The organism is Pyrococcus horikoshii OT3 (assembly GCF_000011105.1).
GTDB lineage: Archaea > Methanobacteriota_B > Thermococci > Thermococcales > Thermococcaceae > Pyrococcus > Pyrococcus horikoshii.
Map to the genome: position 1 here is coordinate 1,550,103 of NC_000961.1, position 20,778 is coordinate 1,570,880.

Sequence of the window (20,778 nt, forward strand, 5' to 3'; positions counted from 1 at the left end):
TCAATCCCTCCTCATGATATTAAATATCGCAAGAGTCGCCAACACGGCTTCCTCAGTCCTTACAGTCCTTGTTTTTTGATTAGGGATTGTATTGAGCACGAGATCAAATTCATATTTTTCCTTAAACTCTTCCAATATCTCAAACACACCTTTTCGAGGTGATCCAAACACTATACCTACCTCGCCCTCGAGGGGCACTTCGGCATCTCTCACATCAACTCCCCTACGGGAAGTTGCGATGACTACGTCAAGGTCAGCATTTTTAAGTGTTTTTGCCAAACTTTTTTTACTCCAATGAACCTTATACCCCCAATACCCAGGAGGCTCGGCCGGAACGACCCTTAAAGGCTTTACTGAGATTATCTTAAATGTTCCCCGGCCCTCCTCAGCAATCCCCTTTACTAAAGCAGGCCTATCCAAGCCAATATCTGCAAAGATTTTCTTGCCCCTTCTGAATGCAAACCCTTCCCTTATCTCTCCAATCCTGGGACTTGTTTTTTCCTTATGGCTTGGTATCTGGAGAGGAGGCATTACACCAGCATACCTGAGTTCGGGCATTATAGGGAATATTCTCTTCCTAAGGTACTGGGGAGTCTCAACGTACTCGAGCAATGTTTTAATGAGTCTTCCATCCCTGCCCCCTGCTTTATATATCCATATGTGCTCGACTCCGAATATTGCACATGCCCTTGCAATTTGTCCTACTTTATACGCCTTGAGTTTTAGGTCGCTAGTTTCTTCAAGCAGGGAATCTGGAATGAAGACATGCCAGCTCATTGTTGCCCTCCGAGAGATTTTCTTAGACCAAAGACTGTTGTGGTGTTTTTATAAAAGATTTAAAAGGCTTTCGAAGGTTTCCACCCTCGAAGATTGATAATTCTTAAAAAATTTTTGCAAAAGCCATAAGAGAACAGATTCATGCTTTAGACTTAACGAGAACCTTTAATAAGTCGAAATCTCTTATTAAACCAATTAAATCTCCCTCTCCCCTTATTACGGGTAGTTGTTCTATACTATACTTGGCCATTTTTAGGGCCACTTCATGCACCGTCATGTGGGGAGTAGCGACTATTACATCTCTAGTCATTATCTCGGCCACTGGCTTGTTCGGAAGTTGAAGTTCAAACTTCTCAAATAACAACGTTGGATGACTTTCGAGAATCCATTCTTCCTCACTAGAGGCCGCTAGTTCCGTACTCTTCATTATTCTTACTATCTCACTATCCCTCAGTAGATCCGTCTCATCAACTATCCCAACCAAGTTACCTTCACTATCAACAACTGGGAGGGCCATTGAGTTAGAGAGTAGCAACGCCTTTAAAGCTGCCTTGAGTGGAGTTCCTTCCCATACTATGCTCACATACCTCTGATAATAGGGCTCTATCTCGACTCCCTTGTACTTTTCACTCTTTGCAAAATATCTCCTTATAATATCGCCAACTGTAAGTATTCCAACGGGTTTCCCTTTACTATCAACAACCACAACACGCCTATAGTCATATTCAAGCATTAGTTTAGCCGCTTTCTTTAGAGTATCATTCTCTTTTACAACTGGAACATCTCTCTTAACAAGCATTGCTAGTTGCTCTTCATCTGGATTAACTAGAATTCTCTTCACACTTATTATTCCCACAAGCTTACCTTCCTTATTAACTACGGGAAAGCTTCTAACCTTATACTTTTTAAATAGCTCAAGGGCATAATTCCTTGTTGCAGGCAATGTTATCGTAACAGGGTTTTGGGTCATTATGGTCTTTACTCTCACCCATATCACCTAATAGCATTTAGGCACAGAGAACCATATTTAAATCTTATTGAAAAATGTTGGGTAAGATGCCCACTTTGTAATTAATCCTCATGTAATGAAGATAGAAAAGGTAGTAAAATTGTCACTCCCTGAAAATCCTTATGTTAGGGGGAGTAATTATTACTTTTGATTCATTTTTACATAGCTTTGCAATGTCCCAACCAAATGTTTCAGCCGTCATTCTTAGCTGTTCGGCCACCTTCGTCAATAGTTCAGGCTTAGATTCCAAGGGAGTTAAATCTGCTATAACAATATTACCTGCACTAATTTCTTCTGAGACATTCTTCAGATCAGCATAAGTTGAAATTGAAACCTTCTTTATATAAGTGACTTTTGGCTTTATTATTTCTTTAACAAGCTTATCTTCTTCAACAGGCACTAGCTCTACTTCAGAAGGCTCCTCTTTTACTTTCTCCTTTAGTGATGGAAGAGCTTTTCTTTGAGTGTCGCTCTTTTTAAGCTTGTCAAAGAGACCCACCTTCACCACCTCTGTCCTCGTAATAGACTATCGAATTCATTTCCAGCCAAATGCTTATAACCTTTATTCCAATATCACTTCCCTCCAGACTCTCTTAACCCCTTCCATATATTCGGGTAACGTCGCCACTAATAAAATCCACCTAGGTGTCTGACGTCTTTTTATAGCAGAGGCCAACGGAGTTACCTTTCCTATTGGTTCAACCTTACCTCCAGATAATAAAACATTGACCTCAACCTGCTTAAGCCTCGGTTCGCTCAATATCAACTCTGGAATGGAGAGCTCAACCATGACTTCCCCCTCTCTTGCTCCCACAATTTCAGCTAACTCACTTTCAATTTTCTTCCTCTTTTTTTGACTTCTATATAAAGTAGTTAACGATTTCTTTTCTTCAGCCGTCAAATCTTCCGGCCCTATTATCACAGCAGCCTTGAATAATTTTCTCCTTCTAATTCTCCTAATTATATCTCCAGGAAAATCTCCCAGATCCTCTAACTCTATCACGAGCCTGTCATCGGTCATTTTCCAAAAATCTTCAAGCTCACCTTCATCTAACGCGAATTCAACGGCCCTTATCAGCATCCCCTCCGCTATTTTCACCGTTCTATGGAAATACACCCGGGAGTACATCAAGGATCTAGCAACTAACATTCCCTCAACGGCTTCGATACCCTTCTCATCAATGACTAGTTCTCCATTAAAAACCCTCATCACGGTAAGTAACCTCTCTAGGTCTATTATACCGTGGGCAACTCCAGTATAATGGGCATCTCTAGTTAGATAATCGAGCTGATCGACGTCAATATCTCCATGAATTATCATCCTCAAATACCTTTTCTTATGTTTCCCAACTATTAACTCCCCCACTTCCCTAGGTTCGTAACCTAATGAGGAGATAATATCCGGTAATTCTCCCCCATCCTCACATATCTGAATCTTCCCCTCGACTATTCTCCTGCTGACCTCCATATGATCGTGAAAGTCCAATCTATCCCTGTATATCCTCTCGAAAGTATGACTAAAGGGGCCATGACCTATATCATGAAGGAGGGCCGCCAGCTGAATTAGTAGACTATCTTCCCTAGGAAGTTGAAGCTCTAGGGATAATTTCCTTGCCAAATACCATGTTCCTAGAGAATGTTCGAATCTCGTATGATTTGCTCCTGGATATACAAGATTTGCCAATCCAAGCTGTTTTACACCACGAAGTCTCTGAAATTCGGGGGTATCTACAAGTTTTATTATTTCTTCAGGGATCCTCATACTTCCATGAACAGCATCATGTATTATTTTCCCATCACTCAAATTCTCTCCCCCAAATAAAATTTTTGAAGGTCTTTAATTCCTTTTCTCTATGAATGAACTTCTCGCGATCTTAAACCTATCTAGTATAGTTTTACTTATACTTAATTTGTGAGTAATTATTTCAAGTTGCCTCAATTCAGCTAAGCCCCAGAAATTTCACGCTGTTAAGACAATTAGTTAACCATGTTGAATTATCAATGTGAATAAATTACCAGAAGGCTCAAATTCCGAAAAGTTTATATATCTCTATTTTCAAAAAACAGATTGCAAATACCCCACAAATAACAAAATCTGGAGGTGTGGATGATGGGAGAATTACCAATTGCCCCAGTTGACAGACTTATTAGAAAGGCAGGTGCCGAGAGGGTCAGCGAGCAAGCTGCAAAGGTTCTCGCCGAGTACCTTGAAGAGTACGCAATCGAGATTGCAAAGAAGGCCGTTGAGTTTGCAAGGCACGCTGGAAGAAAGACCGTCAAGGTTGAGGACATTAAGCTCGCTATTAAGAGCTGAACTCTTCTCTTTGGTCTTTTTTAATTTTGAGCATTATCTTTTAAAATAGCACATTTCTTTAGAGTCTTGGTGAGAGAATTGTTTATCGAAACACAAGAGAAAGAGCCCGAAATAAAGATTCCTCTTCCAAGAGTTGGGATAACGAACCTCAGAACAATAGCAAAAATAAACTGGAAGGGTAGAGTTTATACTTTTATACCAACCTTTGAGATTACAATAGACCTCCCTAGAGAGAAAAAAGGAATCCACATGAGCAGATTGGTTGAGAGCATTACGGATGCCATGAGTGAAGCAATAGAAGAAGAAGTGAAAAAAATACATACATCCCTGGAAGAGCTAGCATTAGCAGTAATTCAGAGATTAGAAGAAAAACACAGACATAAAAGAGCAGAAGTATGGATAAGAACAACCTTAATACTTGAAAAGATGACACCGGCCAGCAATAAACTTAGTTACGAGCCATATGATGTTGAAGTAGGAGTGATAAAAGAGGGTGACAAAATTAAGAAGACATTAAAGGTTAAAGTCATTGGAAACACTGCTTGTCCACATGCAATGGCCAACAATGAAGGAAAAACGCACATTCAAAGAGCAATAGGAGAGCTTGAAGTAACTACAGACTTTAATGAATATGTCACCCTAGAAGATATGATAGAAGTCGTTGAGAGCTCCTTCAGCTCACCGACTTATACACTCTTAAAAACACCAGACGAAAATTCCGTTGTGAGGAGAATGTACGAAAATCCAAAATTCGTAGAAGATGTAGCAAGAGAAATTCTAATTAAGGCAAAGAAAAAATTCCCAGGAAAAATTCATGTGAAAGTGGTCAGCAATGAAAGCATTCATAAGCACGATGTAATAGCAGAGGCATGGGCTTAACTTTCCTTTTTAACTCCCTCAGACATGAATTACAATAGGAGGGAGCCCTTCTATCCCAATCTTTTAGGTCATTGGGGGGATTCATAACACAGTCGTTTTTACAATGCGATAACCCGTAAAGATGCCCAATTTCGTGTAAAACCCCTTTAAAAACTCTTTCAACAAATAATTCTCTATTTTCTGTATAGAAAGGTTTTATAGATAAAGCTAGGACATTATAATTTCCTATTGAAACCTGAATTCCAAGATATTTTTTATATATGTCAAAATATTGCTTTCTTGAACCTATTGGAAACGTGGTTATCCCAAAGATTTTTGTGAGCGTGTCATCCTTCACATCATCCCTCATCTCCACAAGCTTCCCATACAGAGCTTCAACAACGGCCTCGAAGGGATACATCTTTATGTATCCGTTCCCCGCATTAACCCTAACAAGCATTCCTGGGGGAAGTTTTATTTTTCCAGCATAAATGGGAATTATCCCAAGGTTAACATCCTTCATAAACCTTCTTACCCTATCGTAAACTTCAAAGAACAACCATTTAAATTCATCCCCACCCATGTAAACGAAGGCTATCCTCTCCATCGAAGAACTAAAAACTCAATTTAAATATATAAAAATTACCTTTGGAGGATTCTTACGATGAAAAGAGAGGTCACAATAGTCATGGTAATTTACTTTATAATTGGACTAGCCTTAGTTATAAGTCAAAACCCATGGTTTTCATTTACTAAAAACGCTCTCAGTGACATGGGTTCCGCTAAAAATCCAAAAGGTTGGATGTTCAATCTTTACATAATAGGGCTCGGAATTATTGGAATCATAGTTGCAAACTTATTGAACAGGAACCTGCTAAAAATCTCAATGATACTACTAATTCTTGTTGGAATATTCCCAGAAGAAGAGCCACCTCACACACCGTCAGCGATCCTTATGTATTTACTGTCCTTTATAGATATGGGATTATACAGCAGAACTTGGAGGATAATAGCAACTATAACATTCACGATAATGGTGATACTAGTAAGCTTTAAAATTGGGCTTGCAATTCCCGAATTGATCGGGGCAGCGGCAATCTTATCTTACATTTTATACCTAGGGTGGAAGAGATGAGGGTGATAGGTCTATTAAGCTCTGGAATAGATTCCCCAGTTGCAATTCACTTAATGGCAAGTAGGGGAGCAGAGGTCTATCCCTTACACTTTAGACAGGATGAAATAAAAGAGAAAAAAGCTAGGAAGCTTGTTAGTAGACTTAAAGAGATTCACGGTGAAAAAGTTAAGGACCTTAAAGTAGTGGATGCACTTAAAGTTCAAGGGCCGGTTTTTGAAAAGCTTAGAGAGTTAAAGAGGGAGAAATGGATCTGCATATTTTGCAAGTACACGATGTATATGGTTGCGGAGAAGTATGCAAGAGAAGTAGGAGCGGAGGCTATAGTTACTGGAGACTCCCTAGGGCAGGTTGCTTCTCAGACATTAGACAACCTCATGGTAATAAGCACTGCAACAAATTTGCCAATAATAAGACCACTTATAGCTCTAGACAAGGAAGAAATAGTAAGAATAGCCAAAGAAATAGGGACCTTCGAGATAAGCATAGAGAATGAGCCTCCCTGTCCATTCCTTCCAAAGTTCCCAGTGGTAAGGGCTGGATTTAGCCAATTTAGGAAAATTCTTGAGGAGATAAGAGAAGTACTCCCAAAGTGAAGTCACAATGCTGAGGATCGCAACTTATTCCTTACTGCTCAATGGAATACTCCTACTGGCTTATTACTACATAAACAGCTCATACGTATACTTGGCATTTTCAATATTCAGCTTTATGCTAGCCTTAGGGATTAAAAATGAGATTAGACTTGCGATAAAAATAACCCTAGTATATTCTGGCATTGAATTTTTCTTAGCACTTCTCCTATTAATGGCTGGAAATATAACCTCTAGTATAGATGCCATTATATCCTTACTCATACTTCACGATATAATTGGGTATGCCCAAAGAAAATATGGAAAGGAAGTCAATCCTTAGGCTTCAGAATTATTCTAGAATCAACTATAACTGCACCTTCTCCCTTATTGTAGACAAACACTGGATTAAGATCCATCTCCTTAATGTAGTCCTTTAGATCATCCACAAGTTTTGAAACCTTTAGGAGCATATCCACAATTGCATCGATATCCGCAGGTTCTTCCCCTCTAGCACCGGCTAGAATTGGGTAAGCTTTGATTTCTTGAATCATCTTTCTGGCATCTTTTTCTGTTATCGGAACTAGTCTAAATGTTACATCCTTCAATATTTCCACGAATATTCCACCAAGTCCGAACATTATAGCGTGGCCAAACTGGGGATCCTCAGTAACTCCAATAATAACTTCCCTCCCAGGCTTAAGCATTGGGGCTACTAAAACTCCTAAAATCTCGGCATCTGGCCTATATTTTTTAGCATTTTCATGAATCTCTTCCCATTTCTTCTTCAGCTCTTCTTCGTTCTTTATATTCAACATAACGACTTTTGCATCGCTCTTGTGAAGTATCTGTGGTGACATAAGTTTTAGAACTACTGGATAACCAATCTCCTTGGCATATTCCAGGGCTTCATCTAGAGTCTTAGCCAGCTTCTCTTCAGGAACTGGCAAACCGTAAGCCTTTAAAACTTGCTTTGCTTCATATTCCACCATCGCAGTCCTACCCTGCTTTAAAACTTCCTCAATAACCCTAACGGCCTCCTCCTTCATTCCCCATTCCCCCTAATATATTTAGCATATCTAACTAAACCTGCAAGGGCTCTAACTCCCCTTTCGGGAGTTGGATAAACGGGAATACCTCTCTCCTCAAGCATCCTCGCATATTTATCTGTCTTGTAACCTCCCATAGAGACCACAACTATTGGCTTATCGCTCTTTTTTGCATAGTCGGTGATTATGTTAATTACTTCCTCTTCATCGAGCAACGGAACCTGGAAGAGAACTATCAGGAGAATTGCATCGACATTCGGATCTTTTGTAAAGGCCTCCAAGGCTAATCTATACCTCTCAGCATCTGTATCCCCCACAACATCAGTTGGATTTCCAACAACTGCATGTGGTGGAAATCTCTCTCTTAAGAATTTTATAGTCTCTTCACTAAGCTCCGCTAGCTTTAATCCAAACTTTGCGACTGCATCACTGGCCATAACTCCAGCGCCACCGCCGTCTGTAATTATTCCAATTCTATCTCCCTTAGGTAACTTACACTTGGCGAAAGCTTTGGCTAAATCAAACATGTGCTCAAAGTCCTCAGCTCTTATTATTCCTGTTTGCTTAAAGACGGCATCATAGATAACATCTTGGCCGGCTAATGAGCCTGTGTGAGATGAAGCAGCTTTAGCTCCATACTCCGTCCTTCCACTCTTAAGGGCTATAATTGGTTTTATCTTAGTAACCCTCTTCGCAGTCTCCATGAACTTTCTTCCATCCTTTACTCCCTCAATGTAGAAGGTCATAACCTTTATCTCATCATCATGAGCAAAGTATTCCATTAGGTCAGCATCATCAACGTCAATTTTGTTTCCGTAGCTAACCATCTTTCCTATTCCAATGCCAGCCATCGCTGCCCAATCAAGCATTGCAGCTGCAAAAGCCCCACTTTGGCTTATGAAAGCTATTGGGCCACTTGGAGGCCTGTCCATCTTCTCATCTGGAAGGAATACTGTATCAACCCCAGTATCTGGGACATACACTCCAACACAATTGGGTCCTATCACCCTAATCCCATTAGCCCTGGCAATCTCAAGGATTTCTTGTTCCATTCTTTTACCTTCTTCTCCAAGCTCTCCAAATCCTCCTGTAATTATTATCACGGATTTTATTCCCTTCTCACCTATTTTTCTCATGGTCTCTGGAACTGCGGGAGCTGGAATTGCAATTACTGCAAGATCTGTATCATCTGGAAGCTCAGAAACGTCATGATAAACCTTGTAACCTTCAATTTCATCTAGTTTTGGATTAACCGGGTATATGTTACCCTTAAATATGCCTTTCTCCTTGTTCTTCTTAAAGTTCTCAAAGATGACATTTCCAACTTTTCCCTTCTTATTAGTCGCCCCTATAATTGCAACGGCTTTTGGTTCAAAGAATGGTCTTAATTGTTCCCTAATATCAGAATTAACCATAAATATTCACCTCTAGCGTTTCTTTTTGCCTGGAGATCTTCGCTATTAATTTCGATATCTCACTTAAAAGTTTTATGAAATTTAAATTATCAAAGAAACAAAAGGTTTTAAATTCTCCAATCCACCTCTCAACTATGACAAAGTTCATCTTTGTAACCGGTGGGGTTGTAAGTGGGCTTGGAAAGGGTATTACTAGTGCTTCAATAGGACTCTTAATGAAAGCAAGAGGGTATAAAACTACAAATATAAAAATAGATCCCTACATAAACTACGATGCCGGAACGATGAACCCCTATCAGCATGGGGAGGTCTTCGTTCTTGATGATGGAGGGGAAGTAGACCTAGACCTAGGGAACTATGAAAGATTTCTAGATACGAACTTAACCTTTGAACACAACATCACAACGGGAAAAGTGTACTCAACGGTCATAGAGAAGGAGAGAAGAGGGGAATATCTCGGGGCCACAGTACAGGTGATTCCCCATATTACTGATGAGATAAAGAGGAGAATTAGGGAGATCGCAAAGGACTATGACATAGTGGTTGTTGAAATAGGTGGAACGGTTGGGGATATAGAGAGCATGCCTTTCCTTGAAGCAGCGAGGCAAATGCAACTTGAGGAGGGAAGAGAGAACGTAGCCTTCGTTCATGTAACTTACGTACCAAAGCTGAAGGTAGTTGGTGAGCAGAAAACAAAACCAACTCAACACAGCGTTAAAGAGCTTAGGAGCCTTGGAATACAACCGGATGCAATAGTTGCAAGGAGTGAAGATCCCTTAGAAGAGGAGGCCAGGAAAAAAATTAGCCTCTTCACGAACGTTCCAAGGGAAGCCGTAGTAAGTGCCTACGATGTAGAGGATACGTATGAAGTACCCCTACTCCTTGAGAGGGAAGGGTTAGGAAAGTACCTAATAAAGAGGTTGAAGTTAGAAGATAGGGAACCGGATCTAAGGGAATGGGAAAAGATGGTTGCTAAGTACAAAGCCTTAAAGGAAACTGTCGAAATTGCCATAGTCGGAAAGTACGTCAAACTAACAGATTCATATCTAAGCATAAAAGAAGCCTTAAAGCATGCAAGCGTTAGCAATGACGTTAAGGTTAAGATAAGGTGGATAGAAGCAGAAGACATAGAAGAGCATGGAACTAAGTTACTTGAAGGTGTTGATGGGATAATAGTTCCTGGGGGGTTTGGAGCTAGAGGGGCTGAAGGGAAAATAATGACGATTAAGTATGCAAGGGAGAACGATATCCCATTCTTAGGCATATGCTTTGGTTTCCAACTTACCGTTGTCGAGTTTGCAAGGAATGTCCTCGGGATGAAAGGGGCCCATTCGACAGAGATAGATCCCCAAACCCCTTATCCCGTTGTTGATCTGATGCCAGAGCAGAGAAACTTGGAAAAGCTGGGAGGAACCATGAGGCTCGGAGCATACCCAGTAAAGATAAAAAAGGGAACCCTTGCGTATAGGTTATACAAAAAAGAACTCGTCTACGAGAGACATAGACACAGATGGGAGGTAAATCCAGACTACATTGAAGCTTTTGAAAAAGCTGGATTAGTGTTTAGTGGAGTTGCAGGAGATGATGAAAGGAGAATGGAAATTCTAGAGCTACCAGATAAGAGGTACTTCATAGCAACTCAGTTCCACCCAGAATTTAAGTCGAGACCAATGAGGCCTGCTCCAGTCTTTCATGGACTCGTTAGGGCGGCAAAAGAATACAAGCAGGAGAAAAATGCTACTAACTAAACACGCTAAAGAAAGGATAGCTAAGAGATTAGCAAAGAAGAGGAAGATAGATAAGATATACTCTGCTCTATTTTCCTTTCTAAAAAATTCAATTAGGATTGAGATAGAAGGTACGATATTCTTTACGGATGGCAGCAAAACGCTAGTTGCAACTAAGCTTGATGGTAAACTTTTAGATCTTGAAGATATTATAAGGAGAGTTAGAGGTATTGAGGAGAGCTACGAATGCGTGTTCTGGGATAAGAAAATTGTGAAAATAACAAAACCAAGAAAATTCCTTCAGGAAGTTCCCCCAGGAAAGTACTATTTTTACATAAATAAGGAGAAGAAGGTTCTTTACATTGGCTCCCATGAGCCTTTGCTAGCTTTAACTTTTAGACCCGCAAAAAGATGGGAGAGGGCTCTATTTTACTTCAGCTGAAACACCCTTAGCTTTAATCATACCCCCTATCGCAATAATAGCCGTAACGACGATTCCACCTATCCCAGCATTAAAGAAGATCTTCCAAAGTGGATAACCCAACATTAGGGTTAAGTAAGAGCAGAAAAACTCCCAGAGAGATGCTAGCAAAAACGCTAAGAAGATAGAATGCCTAAATTTCCTTTTTGAAACCCTGAAAATAATGATCCAAGGAACTAAAATAGCTAGCACAGTGCTCACTAAAGCTAAAGCTACTGCTATTGGCAGAGAATAATTTTCAGCTAATGAAATGCTTATCCCTATCAGAAATATAAAGGAAATAGCCGAAATGTACTTTTTTCCAATTTCCTTCATATTAACACCTCCATGTCATTAAGGTTTTGGTTCAGGGAAAATGGACTCGCATTTGCTTCCTTTTTCAGTACAACAGCTCTCACCACAGAATGGACAAGCTACTAAAGCACAGAGTATACAAGGGCCAGGACCTAGCATACAAGGAATTGAACATGCACCATTGCCAGGAGTTGCACAGCATCTTATAACACAAGTGGTACTTACAGAACAACAATACTCACTACAATAGGTCAACGGTGGACAATCTTCGTTTTTCTGACATTCATGAGTACAAGAGGATAGCGTTTTGAAATTTCCATTAATTCCAAATCTTGTTATTTTAACCTTTGAGTTATTCACAGTAAACTCATATGCAACTGTCTTAACTCCTTGAATCGGTTTTGAAAATTCATATAGCACTACAAATCTGCCATCCCCAAGTGGAACTCCAAATGCTAGTAATGTAACATTTTCATCATACTCTAGTAAATGCTTCATTATAATAGCTCTAGAGTATTCAACATTCCAAGGCCTAGCCAGCTTCCAGAAATCCCTGCTTGTGGTAAGTTCAAAAAATGTATTGATTTTAGACAAGTTTTCCTGAACTATAGCAATAGATCTCACCTCAATAAATACTTTCTTCATTTAACGTTTATAAATTTTTGTGTTAAAAAAGTTTAGAAAAATTCGTATAAAAAATTACTGCTAGTATGTTTTAAACTGGAACTACTAAGATTTCGCCAAAGGGTTCTTCCTGAATCATCTCAACCCTTCCCATATTCTCAAGGAATAAAAGATAGAGGAAAGTTCTCGCTATTATCTTCGGCTCAACGTCAGGAACTAGATCCCAAAACTTTATTGGCGTCTTTGTTTTTTCGTAGATTTTCTTAACAACCTTGTAAAGCTCTTCAACGTATTTTTCTATATCCACTCTAAAGTCATCAACAACAAATATCTCCTCATCAATCTCAACCTTCTTCTTTTTCTTTGGCTTTCTCTTTTCTGCTTCCTCCAAAGCATCCATAAGCGCTTCTATTAGGTCATCCAGGGTATAATAACGTTCAACTCTCCTTAGGGGAGGAACAAGAGGATCCACGTCAACTTTAATTTTTTCCTCTTCTCCTCTTTTATTCTCTTCTTCCTCTCCTCTGAGAAGGGCTTCACTCTTCATTCTAACTAGAATTGATGCTGCTAGAATTGCTCTTGCTGAAATCCTAAGGTCAAGTTCCTGCATTTCCCTAAGCATCTTTATGTATTTCTCCGTTAGGTCAACTATATCTATATTCCATGGATCGACTTTACCCATCTTAACGAGTTGAAGAAGTATATCAACTGGGGTAATTTCCTCCATATTCACCCCTTCTCCTAATGTCTTCTAGTATTCTCATGGCCTTCTCTAAGCTCAGAGAGACAACCTTACTTACACCATCTCTCATGCTTACACCTATTATCTTCTCAGCATTGGCCATCATAACGTCTCTGAGGGTTATCACTATAAATTGGCTCTCCTTGGAAGATTCCTTTATCAAGTCTGCAACCCTCTTGACGTTAGCATCGTCAAGGTGTGCATCTATCTCATCGAAGAGATAGAAGGGAGCCGGCTTGAATTTTTGAATAGCAAAGATAAATGCCAAAGCCGTTAAAGCTTTTTCTCCACCACTCATAGCTTCTATTCTCTTTACATCCTTTCCAGCTGGCTTAGCTTCAATTTCAAGCCCTCCAGAGAATGGATCATCTGGGTTCTCAAGGATTAACCTAGCACTTCCCCCAGGAGATAGTCTAGCAAAGAGCTCTGAGAAATTCTTTGCAATAGCATCAAATGTTTTCATGAACACATTCTTCTTCTCCTTCTCTATTTCATTTATGAATTCTATTATGCTATCCTTCTCGGCCTCTAGTCTTTCCCTCTTACTCTTAAGCTCTAGGTACCTCCTCTCGACAACTTCAAAATCCTCTATGGCCTTCATGTTCACTGGCTCTAACGCTTTTATTTCTTCCTCCATCTTCTCAATTTCCTTCTTTAATCCCTCAAGATCCGAAGGGATATCCCTTATTGATTTGATAACTTCCTTAGAGAAGTGTTTCAGCTGAGAGTTCTTTTCCATGAGGAGAGATTTTAGTTGAGAATTCCTTACCTTGAGGGTGTTAACCTCTATTCTAAGCTCCTGTATCCTTCTAGAGATCTTCTCTTTTTCCTCTCTTAACTCCGCAACCTTTCTTTCAAGTTCCTCTTTTTTCTTTTTCTGCTCCTCTATCCTAGAGTAAATTTCGCCCTCCTCTTTTTTTAGTTTTTCAAGTTTTTCCGTTAGGGACTTAAGGGCCTCTTCATTTTCGTTTATATTAGCTTTCAACGCGTTTATCTTATTTACAAGACCCTCTATCTCCTCCTCAAGAGAAGCTTTCCTGGGAATTAACTCATCATTTAGCCTTGAATTTAAGGATTCCAATTTACCCTCAACTCTACTGAGCTCTTCTCTTAGTTTGGCTATTTCCCTCTCAACCTCCCTGATCTTCTCGGTTACTTCCCTCGCTTCAGGATTTTCTAGGGCCTTCTTCAGCTTGTCCCTCCTCTTTTCAAGCCTCTCTATTCTTCCTTTGAGCTTCGCTACTTCATCCTTCTTTTTACTGATTGTCTCATCAATTTCAGCTATCTTCCTCTCGGAATCTTCAATTTCTGATCTCAACGACTCCTCTTCCTTGATAAGCTTCTCTAAATCCTTGCTGATCAAGCTTATCTCCTTCTCGACATCACTCATCCTTATCCTGAGCTCAAAGCTTTGATTTTCTAATGCCTTTAGCTTGACCCTCAGCGAGTTAACTTCCCCTTCTAAAGATTCCTTCATTATTCTAAGGTTCTCAACTTTTTCCTTAAGTTCCTTGGTATCCAAAAGTAAACCCCTCGGCCTGTAATGCCCACCGGTTATCGCACCACTCCTCTCGTAGAGCTCCCCTTTTAGGGTTACCATTCTAACCTTACCGATGTAAGATCTGGCCTCCTCCATAGAAGACACTATGACGGTATCCCCAAGGGCAAAGCTTACGGCATTCTCGATCTTGGGATCGTACTCTATGACACTAACTACTGGAATCCCTACATCCCCATTTACGTGTCGTGCCTTTATTTTGTTAAGCGGAAGGAAAGTTAACCTTCCGAGCTTATTCCTCTTTAAAAACTCAATCGCTTTCTCGGCAACGATTTCATCTTCAACTACAACGTTATCAGCCCTATTACCTAAGGCTACCTCAACAGCTATGGAGTACTTCTCATCTCTAACCCTAATTAATTCAAGTAAAGTCCCATATATGCCGGGTATTCCAGATCTCTTAAGCTCTTCAACGGCCCTGTTGCTCTTAGTTTCATTTTGAGCTTCAATCCTTATTAGTTCTCTTTCGGCATCCTCAAGCTCCTTGGAAACCTTTTGAAGCTCTAATGTTTTCTTCTCAACCTCCTCCTCAACTTTCATTCTTTTATTAGATACCGATGATAGTTTATTTTCAATCTCGCTTAGTTCAGCTTTTTTCTCATCTAAGGTATCTCTAAGCTTCAAAATTTCATCCCTAATACCAGGAAGTTTGGCCTTAAGAACTGCTATTCTGGAACGTAACTTCTCTTTTTCAGCATCAAGCCTTTTTATCTCGGCTTCTCCCTCGTACATTAGCCTTCTAGCATTTTCGAGCTCTTTAACAACACTATCAAACTCCTCTCTAGCGACGGCAAATGTCCTATCGATCTCTCCCAACCTAACCACTAAATGGTTTCTCTCTTCCTCTTTCTCAGATATCTGCTTAATTAGGGCTTCTCTTCTCCTCCCCCACCTAATTATCGCTCCTTTAGACTTCTCTATTTCGCTCATAACTTTCTTTAACTCATCCTTCACCTTGGCTAACCTTAATTGGGATTCGTCAAGCTCCCTCCTTGCGATCTCTATGTTCCTTCTAGCGAGATTTATTTTGGAGTTTACCTCTCCAATTTCACGCGTCAGCCTTAAGGCTTCACTGCTACTTTCCCTCTCTATCATCTCTTCAATTCTCCTAAGTTCATTCTCTTTCTCAACGATTTCCTTGGCTATTTCCTCTAACCTTTTTTCCATCCTTTCTATTTCTCTCTCGATATTTCCAATTCTCTCATCATTATTCCTTATTTCAGACTCGATCTTTCTTATTTCACCAAGCACGAGACCAACTCTAGCCTTTTCAAGCTTCTCCTTAAGGTCTAAATATCTTAGCGCATCATTTCTTTCCTTTTCTAGCTTATCTAACTGTTTCTTTACTTCTCCTATAAGTATATCAACCTTAGCTAAGTTTTCCTCAGCTTGCTTCAATTCTTGAAGGGCTCTCTCTTTCTTCGCATCGTACTCCGCTATCCCAGAGATATCATCTATTATCAATCTCCTCTCCAGGGGAGACATCTTAATGAACTTAGTTATATCTCCCTGAAGAATTATATTGTACCCTTCCGGAGATATCATGGCCGCGCTGAGTAGATCTAGTATTTCACTTCTAGTTGCCCTTCTACCGTTTAGCCAGTAATGACTCCTTCCGTCTGGATAAACTCGTCTTTTTATGATGACTTCATCTTCATCTATAGGGAATCCCCTATCCTCATTATTGAAGTATATTGTAACTTCGGCATATTTAGCGGGAGGTTCCCTCTTGCTACCGGCAAATATTAGGTCACTTATCCTACTAGCCCTCATGGCCTTAGCGGATAATCCACCAAGAACAAAAAGTATCGCATCACCGATATTGCTCTTCCCAGAACCGTTAGCCCCGACTATAGCCGTAAAGCCCCTCGAGAACAGAATAACTACCTTCTTGTTACCATAAGATTTGAACCCTTTGAGTTCAAGCCTTTCAATGTATGGCATTTATTACACCACTTTAGTGAACCCAGGAATTCTTATATAAATTATCCTGCTATTAACATAACATGTACAGGGGGCTCGCAATAATATTTGGATTCCTATTCCTTGGGGAGATTATAGAGTCCCTTGGAATTCCAGTACCAGGAAGCGTGCTTGGAATGGTTTTACTCACACTAGCCCTTATTTTCAAAGTTGTAAAGCTTGAAGATGTGGAAAGGGAGGCCGAATTCTTAGTAAAGAATATGAGCATTATGTTCATCCCTCCTGGAGTCGGGATAGTGCTGTATACAGGTATTCTCAAAGAGAACGCCTTGGCCATTGCCACAACCCTAGTAATTAGCTTTATCATTACACTATTTGTAACGGCAAAAACCGTGGAGGTGCTGAGAAAATGAAGACTTTTGGAGCATTCATAACCATAGCCCTCTATGCATTTTTTTCATATCTGTATTCTAGAAAGAGAAATCCATTTCTTAATCCAGTGCTCCTGTCGATATTAACGATCGGAGTTATTCTAAAGGCTTTTGGAATAAGTTATGAGAGTTACATGGAATCCGCTAGGGTTATAAGCTTCTTCCTGGGACCTGCAGTAGTTAGCTTGGCCATTCCACTATATAAGCAAGCTAAAATAGTGAAAGAATATTCAAAGGAAATAACAATTGGTATCATCGTAGGAGGGGTAACCGCAATATTTTCAACGATATTGATGCTGAAAGCATTTCATGCACCTGAAATCCTTCAAAGAAGTTTCGCTCCTAAAAGTGTAACAACCGCTATAGCGATGGGTATAAGTGAAAAGATAAGGGGGATTCCACAACTCACAGCTGTTTTAGTGATATTGACAGGAATATTGGGAAATGCATTCGCTCCAGAACTCCTAGACTTATTTAAGGTCAAAGATAGAGTAGCTAGAGGACTCGGAACTGGAGTGTCATCTCACGGCCTTGGGACAGCTAGGATAATACTTGAAGACGAACTTGCAGGAGCAGTAAGTGGCCTTGGAATGGCCCTAAATGGAATATTCACGGCATTTATACTTCCGGCCTTAATAGAGGTGATAGTTTGAGGGAGGTAATAGTGACTATCATATTAGCATTCCTATCCTTTACTCCAGCCCTAGTAAGTCATGATCTTAAAGAATGGGTTTTCCTGCTCCTTGTATTCTATGTTTTAACACCAATATTAATCTTAAAAGCACTCAAGATTCCCCTCCAGAGCGTTGGTATTAGAAAACCTAAAAGCTTTAAATCAACACTTATTCTCCTGGGGGCCGCAGTGGTATTAAGTTTTATCGGCCTGCTCTCTCCAGAAATGAAGAGTTATTATCCGAGGTATCCCTATCATGGGCCCCTCGATTTCATCCTCTATGAAGCCCTCTTTGGAATAGTAATGCTTTCACATGAGCTTATGTTTAGGGGATTCATGCTTTTTCCGCTCGCAAAAAGGAGTAATATCATTGCAATTGTAGCCCAGGATATTCCCTACACAATCCTACACGTTGGAAAGCCTTTTGTAGAGATTCCCTATGCTTTTATAGCTGGAATAGTTTTCGCAATAATAGATTTAAAGGAGGAAAGTGTGATACCAAGCTTCCTAGTTCACTGGATAGGCTCGGCGTTCTTTGACTTCCTCTGCATAATCACTTAAGCATTCCCTCCAACTTCTCCACGAAGGATATACTCCTCTTGATGTCAGCGAAGTACTCCCTAGCTTTTTCAACGTGCTCCTTCTCAACCCTCTTTCCTCCCGCTATTATGCTTGCAGGAGCAAGAAGCTGAACTGCGTATCTTAGGCTTGTCTTCTCTCCCAAGTCAGCTAAGTACTCTAAAGCTTCCTCGCTGAGTTCAACTTTCTCTTCCTTGGCCCTGATCTTTATTATCTCTCTAATTTCATCCTTCTTGTACGGTTCAGTGTTAATTATTAGGAGCCTATCCAGCATATCAACTGGAATTCCATGCGGGGCCTCTATATCCGTTCCCCTTATCTTGGTCATTCCCCTGTTCGTCGCCAGGATTAGTATTGGAGCAAGCTCATTCTCCATTGCCCTAGCCAAGAAGGAGAAAGCCTCAATGTCAAGCATGTGACACTCATCGATGAATAGAACCCCAGGAACTAGTGTAGCTTTACCTTCCTCTATCCACTGCTTAACCGTCTGATCAACCCTCTCCCTTATCTCATCATTTATTTCCATGCCTCCTCCAAAGATCAGGCTAAATATTCCTCCGGCTCTGGCATTAACTACATCTAGGTCATGAAGGGTTACAGTGTAAGTGAATTCCTTAATCTTGAGAACGGGACCTGTTGGAAGCTCAACCTTCTTCTTGAAGAATAATCCCTCCTCTTCTTTCGTTGTCCCAATTTTTGAAACCCTACCAGTTTCCGCATCTATCTGAATAACATCCCCCTCTTCTACCCCCATGTCAAGGAGCTGGTAAGCTATCTCCCTACCAGCCCTTATCGTCTTCTTATCATCCTTTGTTTTTAGGGTGATTCTAATACTCTCCGGAATTTCAATGTAAGGGTTGAATGGGTGTCTAGTCTTTCTGATCTCCATCTTCTCTACCATTCCCTCGTAAACCTTCCTCTCCTCGCTTATCCTAACCCCTATTGCCCTCCTTAAGGCCTGCTTAAGAAACTCCGTTTTCTTAACCTCAGCAGAGTAAATCTCACTTCCGCTTATCTGAACAAATGGGACATCCTCTCCTAATTCCCTGGCAATTCCCATTGCTATTGCTGTTTTACCGCTTCCAGTTGGCCCAACTAGTAAAATTCCTTTTCCAGCTAGTTTTCCCTGTTTTATCAACTTAACGGCTATTCCAGCGGCCTCTCTAGCCTTAACCTGTCCAACCATTCCATCTCCAATGAACTTTGCTTTTCCGTTTTCATCAAGCCCAAGTCCTTTTATGTGGGAGTGAGCACCAACTCTTTCAAATTTAATAGCTGGAAGCTCCTCTATCACGGCCATTTAATCACCCCCAACTTTATTTCCATTTAGTAATTAAAATTATGATCTTAAAATTTTGACGGTTGAAAAAAGTTGATAAAAGGTCATCTTCCAAGCATTTTATGAGCCCTTGCAAGATGCTTAGCGGCTATCGCTGCAAGTAGTGAAAGTTCTCCAGCTAAAACGGCCCCAGCAACTATTTCAGCAAACTTCTTAGCGTTAATACCTGGAGGATCCCCTCCACCTGCAACGCCCATTATCTCCAGGGCTTCCCTTTGACTTGGAACCCTCGTTCCACCTCCCACAGTTCCTATTTCAAGACTTGGCATCGTTATGCTTATGTAAAGATCCCCGTCGGGGGTTACCTCAGCTATCGTTATCCCGTGGGCTCCCTCGGTAATCTGAGCTTCATCCTGACCCGTAGCCAGGAATATTGCCCCTACAATGTTAGCAAAGTGAGCATTAAATCCGTAACTCCCAGCTTGTGCGGAACCAACGAGGTTCTTAAAGTAGTTAACCTCAGCTATAAGTTCCGGCGTTGTCTTAAGCTTCTTTTCAACAATTTTTCTGGGAACCACAGCTTCAGCTATAACCGTCTTTCCCCTTCCCAGGATGAAATTTACAGCATTTGGCTTTTTATCTACACATAAATTTCCAGAGAGGGCTAGATATCTAACATCTGGGAACTCCTCCTCGATGACCTTCATTATCTCCTCGCTCGCTATAGTCACCATGTTCATTCCCATGGCATCTCCAGTCTCGAACTCAAAGCGGAGGTAAAGGTTATTACCGACGATGAAAGGCTTAACTCCCCTAAGCTTTCCGTGTCTAGTGACCTTTGAAACGGCCTTCTCCTGGAGGTAATCTAGATTTTCCTCTACCCACTTAGCAACTTCTCTAGCCCTTCTTGCATTTGGACACCTTATCAATGGGGCCCTCGTCATTTTGTCATCTATCAATGTTGTAACAACTCCACCAGCTTCCGTTAAGGCCGAGCATCCCCTGTTCACAGAGGCCACTAAGGCCCCCTCAGTAGTAGCTAATGGGATGTAGAATTCACCCTTAGCGTACTCCCCATTGATTTTTAATGGGCCAGCAACTCCCATTGGTATTTGAACTACACCAATCATGTTCTCTATATTCCTTCCAATGAGCTCGTTGGGATCTATTGAATAATACCCTATGTGATGCAACTTTATTCCGAGCCTTTTCTCCAGGGCCTTCCTCCTTATTTCTGTAGCTAGCCTTTTGTCCCCATTAACGTACTTTTCAACCTGATAAAACTTAATCTCCCCATTAGCTACTTTCTCTATTATTTCTTCAATATTCAAATTACCACCC

General features: G+C 40.6%; 23 protein-coding genes. 10 read left to right on the plus strand and 13 right to left on the minus strand.

From position 1 onward, the window contains the following. The 4 genes from PH_RS08405 to PH_RS08420 all read right to left on the minus strand — a co-directional run bounded on the left by PH_RS08405 (position 1) and on the right by PH_RS08420 (position 3,548). A complete protein-coding gene (locus tag PH_RS08405) occupies positions 1-777 on the minus strand; it encodes a putative RNA uridine N3 methyltransferase (RefSeq protein ID WP_010885843.1) in 777 nt (258 codons plus the stop codon). A gap of 139 nt (positions 778-916) precedes the next feature. After that, positions 917-1,765: a CBS domain-containing protein gene (locus PH_RS08410; RefSeq protein ID WP_048053476.1), complete on the minus strand. Its 849-nt coding sequence runs from the start codon at positions 1,763-1,765 to the stop codon at positions 917-919. A gap of 124 nt (positions 1,766-1,889) precedes the next feature. Further along, positions 1,890-2,294, minus strand: a complete 405-nt coding sequence (gene sepF / locus PH_RS08415) for a cell division protein SepF (protein ID WP_010885845.1) — start codon at positions 2,292-2,294, stop codon at positions 1,890-1,892. 54 nt (positions 2,295-2,348) lie between these two features. After that, positions 2,349-3,548: an HD domain-containing protein gene (locus tag PH_RS08420; protein ID WP_010885846.1), complete on the minus strand. Its 1,200-nt coding sequence runs from the start codon at positions 3,546-3,548 to the stop codon at positions 2,349-2,351. Between the two features lie 348 nt (positions 3,549-3,896). On the opposite strand from PH_RS08420, the gene PH_RS08425 reads away from it, so the two are divergent. Then, a complete protein-coding gene (locus PH_RS08425) occupies positions 3,897-4,100 on the plus strand; it encodes an archaeal histone A (protein ID WP_048053612.1) in 204 nt (67 codons plus the stop codon). Between the two features lie 78 nt (positions 4,101-4,178). Next, positions 4,179-4,979, plus strand: coding sequence for a GTP cyclohydrolase IV (locus tag PH_RS08430; protein WP_173026600.1), 801 nt, complete (start codon positions 4,179-4,181; stop codon positions 4,977-4,979). Here PH_RS08430 and PH_RS08435 read toward each other — a convergent pair. Further along, on the minus strand, positions 4,927-5,565 hold the full coding sequence (locus PH_RS08435) for a peptidase (protein ID WP_010885849.1): 639 nt from the start codon (positions 5,563-5,565) through the stop codon (positions 4,927-4,929). The two genes, PH_RS08430 and PH_RS08435, sit on opposite strands and share 53 nt — an antisense overlap. A 57-nt stretch (positions 5,566-5,622) precedes the next feature. On the opposite strand from PH_RS08435, the gene PH_RS08440 reads away from it, so the two are divergent. The 3 genes from PH_RS08440 to PH_RS08450 are packed head-to-tail and all read left to right on the plus strand — an operon-like array spanning position 5,623 to position 7,005. Beyond that, positions 5,623-6,093, plus strand: coding sequence for a DUF998 domain-containing protein (locus PH_RS08440; protein ID WP_010885850.1), 471 nt, complete (start codon positions 5,623-5,625; stop codon positions 6,091-6,093). After that, positions 6,090-6,686: a 7-cyano-7-deazaguanine synthase gene (locus tag PH_RS08445; RefSeq protein WP_048053479.1), complete on the plus strand. Its 597-nt coding sequence runs from the start codon at positions 6,090-6,092 to the stop codon at positions 6,684-6,686. Before PH_RS08440 ends, PH_RS08445 begins: the two co-directional genes overlap by 4 nt. 7 nt (positions 6,687-6,693) lie before the next feature. Then, positions 6,694-7,005, plus strand: coding sequence for a hypothetical protein (locus PH_RS08450; protein ID WP_010885852.1), 312 nt, complete (start codon positions 6,694-6,696; stop codon positions 7,003-7,005). On the opposite strand, the gene PH_RS08455 is transcribed toward PH_RS08450, so the two are convergent. Beyond that, a complete protein-coding gene (locus tag PH_RS08455) occupies positions 6,995-7,711 on the minus strand; it encodes an acetate--CoA ligase family protein (RefSeq protein ID WP_010885853.1) in 717 nt (238 codons plus the stop codon). The genes PH_RS08450 and PH_RS08455 overlap by 11 nt on opposite strands. Continuing rightward, positions 7,708-9,126: an acetate--CoA ligase family protein gene (locus tag PH_RS08460; RefSeq protein WP_010885854.1), complete on the minus strand. Its 1,419-nt coding sequence runs from the start codon at positions 9,124-9,126 to the stop codon at positions 7,708-7,710. Before PH_RS08460 ends, PH_RS08455 begins: the two co-directional genes overlap by 4 nt. A gap of 134 nt (positions 9,127-9,260) precedes the next feature. On the opposite strand from PH_RS08460, the gene pyrG reads away from it, so the two are divergent. Together pyrG and PH_RS08470 are read left to right on the plus strand one after the other, a co-directional pair. After that, positions 9,261-10,874, plus strand: a complete 1,614-nt coding sequence (gene pyrG, locus PH_RS08465; protein ID WP_010885855.1) for a glutamine hydrolyzing CTP synthase — start codon at positions 9,261-9,263, stop codon at positions 10,872-10,874. Beyond that, a complete protein-coding gene (locus tag PH_RS08470) occupies positions 10,861-11,295 on the plus strand; it encodes a hypothetical protein (protein ID WP_010885856.1) in 435 nt (144 codons plus the stop codon). The genes pyrG and PH_RS08470 overlap by 14 nt, the downstream gene beginning before the upstream one ends. On the opposite strand, the gene PH_RS08475 is transcribed toward PH_RS08470, so the two are convergent. The 4 genes from PH_RS08475 to smc form a co-directional block, all read right to left on the minus strand. Further along, positions 11,278-11,649, minus strand: coding sequence for a hypothetical protein (locus PH_RS08475; protein WP_010885857.1), 372 nt, complete (start codon positions 11,647-11,649; stop codon positions 11,278-11,280). The two genes, PH_RS08470 and PH_RS08475, sit on opposite strands and share 18 nt — an antisense overlap. An 18-nt stretch (positions 11,650-11,667) precedes the next feature. Continuing rightward, positions 11,668-12,273: a hypothetical protein gene (locus PH_RS09775; RefSeq protein ID WP_010885858.1), complete on the minus strand. Its 606-nt coding sequence runs from the start codon at positions 12,271-12,273 to the stop codon at positions 11,668-11,670. Positions 12,274-12,343: 70 nt separating this feature from the next. Continuing rightward, positions 12,344-12,979 carry a segregation and condensation protein A gene (locus tag PH_RS08480; RefSeq protein WP_048053480.1) on the minus strand — a complete coding sequence of 212 codons (636 nt, stop codon included), beginning with the start codon at positions 12,977-12,979 and terminating at the stop codon, positions 12,344-12,346. Next, on the minus strand, positions 12,957-16,496 hold the full coding sequence (smc, locus tag PH_RS08485; RefSeq protein ID WP_010885860.1) for a chromosome segregation protein SMC: 3,540 nt from the start codon (positions 16,494-16,496) through the stop codon (positions 12,957-12,959). Before smc ends, PH_RS08480 begins: the two co-directional genes overlap by 23 nt. Before the next feature lie 62 nt (positions 16,497-16,558). Here smc and PH_RS08490 point away from each other — a divergent pair, with 62 nt between their 5' ends. Genes PH_RS08490 through mrtA form a run of 3 tightly spaced genes read left to right on the plus strand, consistent with a single transcriptional unit; the run spans position 16,559 to position 18,140 of the window. Then, a complete protein-coding gene (locus tag PH_RS08490) occupies positions 16,559-16,888 on the plus strand; it encodes a CidA/LrgA family protein (protein WP_010885861.1) in 330 nt (109 codons plus the stop codon). Further along, positions 16,885-17,559, plus strand: coding sequence for a CidB/LrgB family autolysis modulator (locus PH_RS08495; RefSeq protein ID WP_010885862.1), 675 nt, complete (start codon positions 16,885-16,887; stop codon positions 17,557-17,559). Before PH_RS08490 ends, PH_RS08495 begins: the two co-directional genes overlap by 4 nt. Beyond that, positions 17,556-18,140, plus strand: coding sequence for a CPBP family archaeomyxosortase MrtA (gene mrtA / locus PH_RS08500; RefSeq protein ID WP_048053481.1), 585 nt, complete (start codon positions 17,556-17,558; stop codon positions 18,138-18,140). Before PH_RS08495 ends, mrtA begins: the two co-directional genes overlap by 4 nt. Here the strand turns inward: mrtA and PH_RS08505 are convergent. Both PH_RS08505 and hmgA read right to left on the minus strand, forming a co-directional pair. Continuing rightward, positions 18,133-19,458, minus strand: a complete 1,326-nt coding sequence (locus PH_RS08505; protein WP_010885864.1) for a RuvB-like helicase — start codon at positions 19,456-19,458, stop codon at positions 18,133-18,135. The two genes, mrtA and PH_RS08505, sit on opposite strands and share 8 nt — an antisense overlap. A gap of 83 nt (positions 19,459-19,541) precedes the next feature. Then, positions 19,542-20,768 (minus strand): hydroxymethylglutaryl-CoA reductase (NADPH), encoded by a 1,227-nt coding sequence (hmgA, locus tag PH_RS08510; protein WP_010885865.1) that lies wholly within the window; start codon positions 20,766-20,768, stop codon positions 19,542-19,544. Positions 20,769-20,778: the final 10 nt, after the last annotated feature.